13 protein-coding genes and 4 tRNA genes are annotated in these 11345 nt (G+C 36.1%); 11 read left to right on the top strand and 6 right to left on the bottom strand.

Going from position 1 to position 11345, the window contains the following annotated elements; all coding sequences use genetic code 11:
- Window positions 1-73 precede the first annotated feature (73 nt).
- Both AXA65_RS18195 and AXA65_RS18190 read right to left on the bottom strand, forming a co-directional pair.
- Window positions 74-658 carry a DUF3109 family protein gene (locus tag AXA65_RS18195; protein WP_063971474.1) on the bottom strand — a complete coding sequence of 195 codons (585 nt, stop codon included), beginning with the start codon at window positions 656-658 and terminating at the stop codon, window positions 74-76.
- 15 nt (window positions 659-673) lie between these two features.
- Window positions 674-1579: a DUF6427 family protein gene (locus AXA65_RS18190; RefSeq protein WP_063971473.1), complete on the bottom strand. Its 906-nt coding sequence runs from the start codon at window positions 1577-1579 to the stop codon at window positions 674-676.
- A gap of 42 nt (window positions 1580-1621) precedes the next feature.
- Between AXA65_RS18190 and AXA65_RS18185 the strand changes: the two genes are divergently transcribed.
- The gene (locus tag AXA65_RS18185; RefSeq protein ID WP_063971472.1) at window positions 1622-1855 is read left to right on the top strand and encodes a hypothetical protein; all 234 of its coding nucleotides are present in this window, start codon (window positions 1622-1624) and stop codon (window positions 1853-1855) included.
- Window positions 1856-1958: 103 nt separating this feature from the next.
- Here the strand turns inward: AXA65_RS18185 and AXA65_RS18180 are convergent, their stop codons facing one another.
- The 4 genes from AXA65_RS18180 to AXA65_RS18165 form a co-directional block, all read right to left on the bottom strand.
- A complete protein-coding gene (locus AXA65_RS18180; RefSeq protein ID WP_063971471.1) occupies window positions 1959-2402 on the bottom strand; it encodes a universal stress protein in 444 nt (147 codons plus the stop codon).
- A 102-nt stretch (window positions 2403-2504) separates the two neighbouring features.
- Window positions 2505-3113 (bottom strand): fumarylacetoacetate hydrolase family protein, encoded by a 609-nt coding sequence (locus tag AXA65_RS18175; protein WP_063971470.1) that lies wholly within the window; start codon window positions 3111-3113, stop codon window positions 2505-2507.
- An 89-nt stretch (window positions 3114-3202) separates the two neighbouring features.
- Complete coding sequence (locus AXA65_RS18170; protein ID WP_063971469.1) at window positions 3203-3967, bottom strand: 3'-5' exonuclease; 765 nt, start codon at window positions 3965-3967, stop codon at window positions 3203-3205.
- A gap of 56 nt (window positions 3968-4023) precedes the next feature.
- Window positions 4024-4734, bottom strand: coding sequence for a CDP-alcohol phosphatidyltransferase family protein (locus AXA65_RS18165; RefSeq protein WP_063971475.1), 711 nt, complete (start codon window positions 4732-4734; stop codon window positions 4024-4026).
- 118 nt (window positions 4735-4852) lie between these two features.
- Here AXA65_RS18165 and AXA65_RS18160 point away from each other — a divergent pair, with 118 nt between their 5' ends.
- From AXA65_RS18160 to AXA65_RS18115, 10 genes are all read left to right on the top strand, one after another.
- Entirely contained in the window at window positions 4853-6772 is a 1920-nt protein-coding gene (locus AXA65_RS18160) for an LTA synthase family protein (protein WP_063971468.1), read from the top strand.
- 164 nt (window positions 6773-6936) lie between these two features.
- Complete coding sequence (locus tag AXA65_RS18155; RefSeq protein WP_063971467.1) at window positions 6937-7353, top strand: DUF2147 domain-containing protein; 417 nt, start codon at window positions 6937-6939, stop codon at window positions 7351-7353.
- 126 nt (window positions 7354-7479) lie between these two features.
- A complete protein-coding gene (locus AXA65_RS18150) occupies window positions 7480-8463 on the top strand; it encodes a pyruvate dehydrogenase complex E1 component subunit beta (RefSeq protein ID WP_063971466.1) in 984 nt (327 codons plus the stop codon).
- Window positions 8464-8988: 525 nt separating this feature from the next.
- Window positions 8989-9186 carry a 30S ribosomal protein S21 gene (gene rpsU, locus AXA65_RS18145; RefSeq protein ID WP_028123384.1) on the top strand — a complete coding sequence of 66 codons (198 nt, stop codon included), beginning with the start codon at window positions 8989-8991 and terminating at the stop codon, window positions 9184-9186.
- A gap of 75 nt (window positions 9187-9261) precedes the next feature.
- The gene (locus AXA65_RS18140; RefSeq protein WP_063971465.1) at window positions 9262-10140 is read left to right on the top strand and encodes a tyrosine-type recombinase/integrase; all 879 of its coding nucleotides are present in this window, start codon (window positions 9262-9264) and stop codon (window positions 10138-10140) included.
- A 68-nt stretch (window positions 10141-10208) separates the two neighbouring features.
- Window positions 10209-10499, top strand: coding sequence for an HPF/RaiA family ribosome-associated protein (locus tag AXA65_RS18135; protein ID WP_034976831.1), 291 nt, complete (start codon window positions 10209-10211; stop codon window positions 10497-10499).
- A 279-nt stretch (window positions 10500-10778) separates the two neighbouring features.
- Window positions 10779-10852 (top strand) — tRNA-Thr (locus AXA65_RS18130).
- Between the two features lie 18 nt (window positions 10853-10870).
- Window positions 10871-10951: transfer RNA gene (locus AXA65_RS18125), tRNA-Tyr, on the top strand.
- A gap of 83 nt (window positions 10952-11034) precedes the next feature.
- Window positions 11035-11107 (top strand) — tRNA-Gly (locus tag AXA65_RS18120).
- A gap of 38 nt (window positions 11108-11145) precedes the next feature.
- Window positions 11146-11217, top strand: a tRNA-Thr gene (locus tag AXA65_RS18115).
- Window positions 11218-11345 lie beyond the last annotated feature (128 nt).

The raw sequence follows: 11345 nt of genomic DNA, 5'->3' as shown, positions 1-11345 counted from the left end.
CTTCCGACCATGACTACCAATTTGGATTCCTTTTTTTATGTCTAATATGTTCTATCTAAAATATTGAATCTGATTAAGAATTATATTCTTTTTCCCATTCTTCTGCGGCGTCGCAAAGTGTTTTGTAGAAATCTTCTCCGTATTTTCGGATGAGTGGCTCTTTTAGGAATTGGTAAATTCTAACTTGTAATTCTTTCCCCAAAGTACAGGCATCGTTACAGATTTCCCACTCGTGGTAATTGAGCGCGATGAAGGTTTTGTAATCATTCACACGGATTGGATAAAGATGACAGGAAATGGGTTTCTTCCAATCTACGACGCCGTCTTCATAGGCTTTTTCGATGCCACATTTGGTTGTCCCTTTCTCATCAAAAATAACATAAGCGCATTCACTTCCATTGACCAGAGTCGTTACATAACCGCCGTCGTAAGGATCTACTACCCAAGTTCCCTGTTCCTCGATGGCTTTCACGCCTTCTGGTCTTAAGTAAGATTTGATTTTTGGGAAAATCTCTTCAAGAATCGGTAATTCATCCTTGTCAAGTGGGGCGCCAGTGTCGCCATCTACACAGCAAACGCCTTTGCATTTTGTAAGGTTGCAGACAAAACTCTCTGCAAAAATATCTTCGGAAATCAGTTTATCATCTATCTGAATCATTCTTCATCAAATTATTTAATATTGTGTAAAATTAGCGATTTTAAATGCTACCAAGCAAAAAGCCACGATCCAAAGTCCCAATTCCTGCATCCAGTATTTTGGAAGGAAGCGCAACATCCTACTGATGATGATGCTTACAGGCAAAGCTAAGATCAGAAGATACTCATAATCATTTCCCATATAAAAAATGATGGTGATCAGCTGGGCAAGAGAAAAGACCAAGACAAAAGTATATTTGTATCGGCTAATAGGGCTTTTCTCATTATAATGTTTAAAATGGTCTGAGATAGAGTAGATGATCATCAATGCAATTGGGATCAAAATGTATAGGGGATAATAGGTCTTCAACATTTCAAATGAAGCTGAAAACGGGAAATAGGAACTGTCCCAAGTTGTATAATGGATCAAATACATTACACCAAAATAGCTTAATACTATTAATACCGATCCAAACAGAAGTCGAAAGATATTAAGACCAACTCGTCCAGAAGTGCCAATAATGTGGAAAAGCACGAAAACTGCCATAGGCCAACTGGGTGGAAAAACCAGAAAGGTAAAGGCCAAAATTGCGCCGACCAACATAAAAGAACTTTTTCTCAATTGATCATTCTGACTCGTTAAAATCAGTAATAAAATGGAGCTCATCAAAAAAGTAACGCTCAGTCCAAGGTCGATAGTTCCGTCATAAAACGAGACTACAAAAAGTGTGTAAAGAAATAAAGGAAGATGAGAAAATTGATTGAGGGCGATAGCATTGAATAAAAAATATCCCAAACTGATCCCTGTGAATGTAATTAAGGTGGGAATGAGGGTTATGTTTTTGAAATCTAGTAAGTTAAGTGATAAAAATATCAGAAACAAAAAACCAATGTAAGCCGGAACAGAAAAAATATTGCTTTCTTTTGAAAGTAATCGAAACATTTTTTATAAATTTGTGCAAAGTTAATTTAAAAAAAGAAAAATATGACATCTTTCTGGTTAGCATTAAGTGCAGCTTTCAAATGGTCTTTCGGATTTTACAACCTATTTGGTAATGTACTGAACTGGGTTTTATTTCTTGTAGCATCCGGATTTTTCACATATTGGTGTTATATTTTGGTAGTGACTTTGGGCGCTCAAAAGGACAAAGATTACTTCTCACCAACAGAAGGTAAAAATCCTTATTACGACCCGAAAATTTATAAAAACGAAGGTTAAATAAATTGATTATATAATAAAAAACCCGTCTTGTTACTACAACGAGACGGGTTCTTTTATTTTAAGGTCTTGATTCTTTTATCTTTGTTTTTGTTTCTTCAGACTATTCTTCATCATGACAAGGCACAACCAAAACTGGGATTTTAGATTTTTTGGTGATCTCTTTGGTCAAACTTCCGATGAATACGTCGTAAACACCACTTCTACCGTGCGAACCTACAACAATATAATCTCCTGCTTTTTCATCTGCGAATTCCAAAATCGTGTCTCCAGCAATCCCTTGTTTCAAAATATGAGAGCAACTTACACCGTTTGAAATGATTCTTTCTTGAAGTTTATTCAGTTCTTTTAATTCATATTTGATCTCATTTTCTTCAACCTCCGGGAAATATTGGAATCCCATATCACCGATCACGAAACCAATGTCCGTTGCTGCGACGTGGATCAAATGGATCTCGGCGTTTACATCTTTCGCAAAATTGATGGCATAATCTACCAATTTGTTTGAGCTGTCAGAGAAATCTACGGGTAAAATAATTTTTTTCATAATCAAAGTTTATTCGTTATAAAGAGCAAAAATTTAGCCATTATAAAAAAGCCAGAACTGATAACCGTCAACCATTAATCAACAACCATTACCTAATTTTGTCTACTGGATTTTCAGTGAGAATAATTTTTTCTCTTCCAAATATGCTTCAAGCAGATCATTTTCAGAAACTTTCCCTACACCTTTTGGGGTTCCCGTGAAAATCAAATCGCCAACTCTCAAAGTGAAATATTGAGAAGCAAAAGCGATAATATCTTCCGGACTGAATATCATATCCTTCGTATTTCCATCTTGAACTTTCTCATTGTTCTTGGTTAATGAAAAACCGAGGTTCTTCAAATCATATTTCTTTTTCGGTTCAAAATCAGAAACCACTGCTGATCCATCAAACCCTTTCGCCAATTCCCAAGGCAACCCTTTTTCTTTTAATTTGGTTTGAAGGTCTCTTGCTGTAAAATCTAGTCCTAAACCAATCTCGTCATAATGGTTTCCAGCATTTTCTTTCTGAATATATTTTCCACCTTTTGAGATTTTCAAAACCACCTCCAATTCGTAATGAATATCATCAGAAAATTCGGGAATATAAAAATCTGAACCTTTTTTCAAAATGGCTGTGTCAGGTTTTATAAAGATCACTGGGTCTTCTGGGATCTCATTCCCCAACTCTTTGGCGTGCTCGCCGTAATTTCTTCCTACGCAGATTATTTTCATAATATTAATGTAACAATTTTTTAGTATTGCAATGTAACATCCTTTATTCCAAAGTGCTACATAGTGAGATTTTCACATTGGTAATTTAATTAAAACCGTGATTTCAGCTGGATTTTAGTAAATATCTTCTTAGTGTAAAGCGGAAAATCAGCGCTTTGAAGCCAGCCATAATAACCAATGTCTTTCTGGAAAACTTCCTTCACAACTTGACCTTTATATTTCCCGAAGGCAAAAATCTCCTGGTCTTTATCATTGAAATGAATCATACCAGCCAGATCCGCAAACTTGCTGTGGAAGGAGAATTCACTTAAACCTGCAACTTCTTTCGGTAGATCTTCGTAATGTCCAACTTGCGCATCCAAAACTTCGAAAGTTGCCAAAACATCGGCTTCGGCAGAATGCGCGTTCTCCAAAGTTTTTTGACAATAAAAATTGTACGCGGCAGAAAGATTTCTCGGTTCCATTTTGTGATAGATGGTTTGCGCATCCACCAATTTGAATTTACTCAAGTCAAAATCCAAACCAGCACGCAAAAGTTCTTCTGCCAAAAGTGGCACATCAAAACGGTTGGAATTGAAACCTCCCAGATCTGATCCTGAGATCATTTCCAGAATTTTCGATGCAATGTCTTTGAAAGTTGGTGCGTTCACAACGTCTTCATCGTAGATTCCGTGGATGGCGGACGATTCTTTTGGAATTGGCATTTCTGGATTTACTTTCCAGGTTTTACTTTCTCTTGATGCGTCTGGATTTACTTTCAGGATGCAGATTTCCACGATTCTGTCTTTTCCAACGTTGGTTCCTGTCGTTTCCAAATCGAAAACGCAAAGTGGTTTATATAGTTTTAAGTTCATTATTTATAATTGATGAGTGATTGTTGTTTTAATTTCTAGCTTCTAAAATCTAATTTCTACTTCAATTGTTTTTGAAATATTAATGAGATCAAAATGTAATAGATGATGATCAAAGGAAATCCGACTGTTTTGAATATCAATAAAATCAAAATTCCGCCAATCAGCAAAGCCAGTTTTGGATAATTATCTTTTAATTGTTTTGATTTGAATTTCATCGCAATCATCTTGATTGGACTGATCAAAAGCCAAGAAGAAACCACGGTTAAAATCAATAGATAAATTTCATTCTCAAAAAGAAAACTGAAATATCCTGTGGTTTTGAAAGCATAAAACAATCCGAAGATCAAAATCGTGTTACTCGGCGTATTCAAACCTTTGAAGTAATATTTTTGGTCGTCATCCAAATTGAAAATTGCCAATCTAAGGCAAGAGAAAAGTGTTATAATGAAACCTAGATACTTTATCCAAGGAATAAATTCTGTAAGACCAGATAGTGTCAAGTGTTCCAATGCAACAAACATTGTAATCCCAGGCAAAAATCCGAAACTCACCATATCTGCCAAAGAGTCCAATTGTCCGCCCAAATTACTACTGGACTTCAAAGCTCTTGCAATAAAACCATCGAAAAAATCAAGAACCAATGAGATAATAATGCAAATGGCTGTGGTTTGATAATCGCCTGAAATGAGATGAACAATCCCAACGCAACCCGAGAAAAGATTCCCTAAAGTAAATGCGTTGGCAAGGTTATTTTTGATGAAATTCATATCACAAAAATAAGTTTTTTTGTTGGAAGCTTGGAGTTGGAAGTCCGAAGTTTTTGAGTTGTGCGGAAAAACTTCCATCTTGAAACTTCCATCTTCCCACTTTTCTTAATTTTGCAAAATGAAGAATTTGAGAGGGCAAGAAGTTTTTGCCTTGGTTTACAGACTTTTTTTGGTGTTTTTCTTTTATCAGATTGCAAGATTCTTGTTTTGGTTCTTCAATCAGGAATTGGTGAAAGTTGATTGGATTTCGGAATATCTTAAGCTTTCTTATTACGGAACTGCATTTGATACGACTGCGATTCTTTATGTGAACTCGGTTTTTATTTTGTTAAGTATCATTCCGATTGTCATTAATACAAAAAAGAATTATCAAAAATTTCTGTTCTTCTGGTATTTCATCACGAACGGAATTACGTACGCTTTCAACTTTGGCGATATGATTTATTACAGATTCAGCCAAGCGAGATTGACTTCTGCTGCGTTTTCTGTGGCGAAGAATGAATCGAATATCGGAAAAGTCTTTTTCAACGCGGTTTTGCAGAATCCGTTTGTTATTCTTTCTTTTATTTTAATGATGTTCTTGTGGATTTTCCTTTACAAAAAAGTGAAAGTGGAAGAGGAGCGACCGCGGAATTTAATCAAATATTTTGCTTCGTCTATTGTGATTTTGTGTGTGACTGCGCTTTTGGTGGTTGGCGGAATCCGTGGTGATTTCAAACATTCTACAAGACCGATTAATTTGGTGGATGCCAACAAACACGTCAGAAATCCATTGCAAGGAAATCTTGTTTTGAACAGCGTTTTCTCATTCTTCCGAACTATTAATACAAACAATTTCAAGCTCGTTCATTTTGTCGATGAAAAATTCATTGAGAAAGAAATCAAACCGTATAAATTTTACGAACGGGAAGTTGATGAGAAACCAAACATTGTGATTTTCATTTTGGAAAGTTTTGGAAAAGAATATTCTGGTGCATTTAATAAAAATACAAATATCAAAGATTTCGTTTCCTACACACCATTTTTGGATAGTTTGGCAAATGAAGGTCTAATTTTTTCCAATGCTTTTGCGAACGGAAGACAATCCATCCACGGAATGAGTTCTGTTCTCGCCGGAATCCCAAGTTTGACAGACGCTTTTACAAGTTCACCTTATTCCAATCAAAAAATCCAATCCATTGTTTCGGTTTGTAATGATCTGGGTTATGATACGAGTTTTTACCACGGAGCGCCGAATGGTTCGATGGGTTTCCAGGGTTTTGGGAATATTCTGGGTTTCAAACATTATTTCGGAAAGAACGAATATAATAATGATAATGATTTCGACGGAATGTGGTCTATTTGGGATGAGCCATTTTTCCAGTATTTTGCAAAGAATATCGGAAAGAACCAACCTTTTATGTCAACACTATTTTCTGCTTCTTCTCACGACCCATTCAAAGTTCCGGAGAAATATCAGAATAAGTTCAAATCTGGACCATTGCAAATCCACGTTCCAATTCAATACACAGATGATGCGTTGAAGAAATTCTTCGAAACTGCTAGCAAACAACCTTGGTATCAAAATACGATTTTTGTGATCACGGCTGATCACACCAATCAGATCCAATATCAAGAATATTTCAAACCGATGAACAGATTTGCGATTCCACTTTTGTTCTTCTCTCCAAATCCAAAATACAATTTGAAAGGCGTTGATGAAGGATTTGCCCAGCAAATGGACATTTATCCTACTTTGGCAGATTTGATTGGTTATAATAAAAAAATCAGGAGTTGGGGAAGAAGTTTGGTTTCCAATAAAAATGAAGATTCAATCATTGTCAATTCTAATGCGATCAATGAGCAGATGATCATTGGTAATTACATTTACATCTTCAATGGCAAAGAAGTAACAGGGATCTATGACAAGACCGATTTAGGCTTGTCAAAAAATCTCTTCAGCACAAACCTTAATTCAGAACAAAAACTCGGCATCGAAAAAACAAAAGCGTGGTATCAGGATTATATGGATCGCGTCATCAACAGAAAACTGTATTAGACAAAAGTGTTTAAGGTTGGGAAAATCTGGCAATTGGCTTTATTTATGCTTTGGATAGCAAATAATTATTGTTTGTTTAAAATTAATTTATATTTTTATCAATATTAATTTAACGTTAACAAGTTAATCTCATCAAACAACAAACAAACTTAAAATAGGAGACAATGAAAAAATTACTTTTAACATTTGCCTTATCATTCATCGGCATTCTTTCATTTGCACAGATCGAAGGAAAGTGGAAAACCATCGATGACGAAACCGGAAAACCAAAATCCATCGTAGAAATTTCCAAAGATTCCAAAGGAAAATATAACGGTAAGATCGTTCAGCTATTGATCAAGCCGGAAAGCAACAATTGCGTAAAATGCAAAGATGACCGCAAAAACAAACCATTGGTCGGCCTAGAGATCATCAGAGGTCTTTCAAAAGATGGGAATGAATTCTCAGGCGGAACCATCACCAATCCAAAAGATGGAAAATCTTACAAAACAGAGATCGTAAGAGAAGGTGACCAATTGAAAGTGAAAGCGATCATCCTAGGAATTGCAGTTAAAACGCAGACTTGGCACAAAGTAAACTAACAATCTTTATGATAATTGACAGGCTTCCAGATGGGAGCCTTTTTTGTTATGCAGATAATAAAAAAATTAATACTTTTGTATTTCGAAATTTAACAAAGAACATTTTCATAATCAATATACATTATAATGAAGGAATATACATTTCGTGAAGTAATTGCCCAGGCTATGAGCGAAGAAATGCGTAAAGACGAATCCATTTTTCTAGTAGGAGAAGAAGTTGCAGAGTACAATGGTGCTTACAAAGCGTCCAAAGGTATGCTGGCTGAATTCGGAGAAAAAAGAATCATAGATGCACCAATTGCGGAACTTGGTTTTACAGGGATCGCTGTAGGCGCAGCAATGAACGGGAATCGTCCGATCGTAGAATATATGACTTTCAACTTCTCTTTGGTTGCGATCGATCAGATCATCAACAACGCTGCGAAAATGTACCAAATGACTGGTGGACAATGGAATATCCCCATCGTTTTCCGTGGTCCTACAGGTTCAGCAGGTCAGTTGGGAGCAACGCACTCACAGGCTTTCGAAAGCTGGTACGCCAACTGTCCAGGTCTTAAAGTGATCATTCCTTCCAATCCTTACGATGCAAAAGGCCTTTTGAAATCTGCGATCCAAGACAACGATCCAGTGATCTTCATGGAGTCTGAGCAGATGTATGGTGATAAAATGGAAATTCCAGAAGAAGAATATTACATCCCGATCGGAAAAGCTGACATCAAGAAAGAAGGAAAAGATGTGACTTTGGTTTCTTGGGGTAAAATTATGAAGGTGGCTTTACAGGCTGCAGAAGACTTGGAAAAAGAAGGGATCTCTGTAGAAGTGATCGATCTTAGAACGATCCGTCCTTTGGATTACGATACAATTCTTGAGTCAGTTAAAAAGACAAACAGATTGGTGATTCTAGAAGAATCTTGGCCATTTGCAAGCATCTCAACAGAGATCACTTATATGGTTCAGCAAAAAGCATTCGACTATTTGGATGCGCCGATCAAGAGAATCACGACGCCAGATGCATCAGCGCCATATTCAGCGCCATTGTTTGCCGAGTGGTTCCCGAAAGTGGAAAAAGTAAAAGATGAGATCAAAAAGGCTCTTTACATCAAAGCATAAAACAAAACTCCCGGATTCATTCGGGAGTTTTTATTTTGTAAACTATTTTAGGAGCTGTTTGACGAAAGTCGAATAGCTTTTTTAAATTTCTTATTTGAAGCTATTTCCCGCTTTCCGTTGCAATCTTTTTTGCATAACGATTTCCCTTAAGTTGAACCTGACAAAACGCAAAAAAGGATTTCCACTGCAATCGGGGCTAAGAACTTTGTCATCCAATCAACATTCAGTGTAAAACACAATATTGTCATTACGTAGGAAACCTAACAAAGTGGTTCGACGAAGTCAATCTCTACAGTCTAGATTCCTACGGAATGACAAACTTACTTTCTGATTATGTCTTTGCTGAGCGAAAGCGTCTTTGCGAGCCTTAAAAATATTTTCAATAATGTCAAAAAAATCTTAGCGGTCTTTGCGTTAAAAATATTTAGATGAAAAAACTTCTTGATAATTTTAAAAATAACGCTACAAAAATTTGCGAATTAATAAATAATTCCTATTTTTGCAATCCAAAATGAGATGTAATATATGTTAATAATTCCAGTAAAAGACGGAGAGTCTATCGACAGAGCTTTAAAAAAGTACAAGAGAAAATTTGATAAAACAAGAGTTGTAAGAGAACTTAGATCAAGACAACAATTTATCAAGCCTTCTGTAACTTTGAGACAATCAAAACTTAAAGCAGCTTACAAACAAAGAAACGCAAGCATCGAAGAACAAGCTTAAGTTCTTTTTTGCAAAACATAAGAAAAATCACTTTCAAATTTCTATATTTGGAAGTGATTTTGCATTTATAGACCTATGATAGAAAGATTCCTGGATTACATTGCGGTAGAAAAAAGATATTCGCCTCACACACTTACCAATTACAAAAAAGACCTTTCGGATTTTTCAGCTTTCGTTTTGAAGACCGAAGCAACGGCGGATGTGGTTCGTGTTCACAAAAAAGTGATCAAGAACTTTATCGTTGAACTTAGTACTTCTGGGCTAAGTAAAAGAAGCATCAATAGGAAACTATCATCGCTCCGCAGTTTTTATATGTTTATGCTCCGTTTGGAGGAGATCAAGGTCTCGCCAATGGAAACCATAGATTCGCTCAAATTCTACGCAGAAAAGCGCATTCCGTTCTCTGTGGAAGAAATGGATACGATGAAGACAGAAATAGAGGAGAGGGGACAAATGACGCTTCTGGAGAAACTTATCATAGAAACGCTCTACCAAACCGGAATCAGAAAGGCTGAACTCTGCAATCTGTTGCTCAATAACGTCGATTTCTCAAAAAAAGAGATTTTGGTCATTGGAAAAGGAAACAAGGCCAGAATCATCCCAATTGCAGACGAATTGCTTTCTGATTATCAAACCTATCTTGCTACGAGACTTCCGGATTCCGACAACCAACAATATTTTTTCATTAATAAAAAAGGAAAAAAACTGGGCGAAAAATTTGTCTATGTAGTGGTTAATAGGTACTTTAGTAATGTTACTTCCAAGCAGAAAAGGAGTCCACACATTTTAAGACATACGTTTGCTACACACATTCTGAACGAAGGTGCAGAGATATCAAAGGTTCAAAAATTGATGGGACACTCCAGTTTGGCAAGTACACAAGTTTATACCAGTGCGAATATTGAGAAGCTGAAAGAGGTTTACAAGAACGCACATCCAAGAGAGAAAAAATAAATTTGATAAAATAGATAAGATGGAATGATTTTTACATTTTTATTGTTTAACCATTTAAAACAGACGTTATGAAGATTACAATTCAGACTGCAGGTGTTACACCGCATGAACCATTAAAAGAAAGAATTGAAAAAAAATTAGCTAAGCTTGAGACCTTTTATGACAAAATTGTTGAGGCTACGGTTTACCTTAAAGTTGAAAATACTACTGAAAAGTTAAATAAGACGACCGAGCTCGTTATCAAAGTTCCAGGTGATGATATCGTCGTAAAAAAGACTTGTGCTACTTTTGAGGAAAGTTTAGACGAATCTGTTGATACCGCTAAGAAACTGTTAATCAAGAAAAAAGAATTAGCTTAGAAAAAAATACGTTTTTTTGTAAAAAAACATTTGTAGGTTTCAAAAAAGAGTCTCATATTTGCACTCGCAAAAAGGAAGCAACCCAATTGCAGAAATATGATCTTTAATTTGAAACCTATTTTTTTTTTTTTTTAACTGAGTCTTTAGATTAAGTCAAAAAAAAATCAAATTTTTTTAAAAAAATATTTGCAGGTTTAAATAAAAAAGTCTCATATTTGCACTCGCAAAAAGGAAGTAACCTAAGCGCAAGATTAACGATCTTTATTAAAAAAAATAAATGCCTCCATAGCTCAGTTGGCTAGAGCAGCTGATTTGTAATCAGCAGGTCGTGGGTTCGAGTCCCTCTGGAGGCTCATTTATAGAAAAATTTTGGGGAGATACCAGAGCGGTCAAATGGGGCTGACTGTAACTCAGCTGCTTCGGCTACGTAGGTTCGAATCCTGCTCTCCCCACTTTTTTATAAAAATATTTTTGCAGGTTCTAAGATTTATTTTTAAATTTGCACACCGTTAACCAACCTTTTTGGAAACAAAATGCGAAAGTAGCTCAGTTGGTAGAGCGTCAGCCTTCCAAGCTGAATGTCGCGGGTTCGACCCCCGTCTTTCGCTCAAAATCACAAACCTTACGGAATGTGATTTTTTTTTAGGCCGACTTAGCTCAGGGGTAGAGTGCTTCCTTGGTAAGGAAGAGGTCACGGGTTCAAATCCCGTAGTTGGCTCAGAAGGTCCCGGATTCGTTCGGGATTTTTTATGTTTAAATTAAAACTGTTGTTAAAATAAGAAGCCCAGAATAGATTCCTATTCTGGGCTTCTTTATGAATATTTAAGGGATCAGTTTCAAAACCTG

Source organism: Chryseobacterium sp. FP211-J200 (assembly GCF_001643375.1).
Classification (GTDB): Bacteria; Bacteroidota; Bacteroidia; order Flavobacteriales; family Weeksellaceae; genus Epilithonimonas; species Epilithonimonas ginsengisoli.
This window is presented reverse-complemented; position numbering and strand designations above follow the sequence as displayed.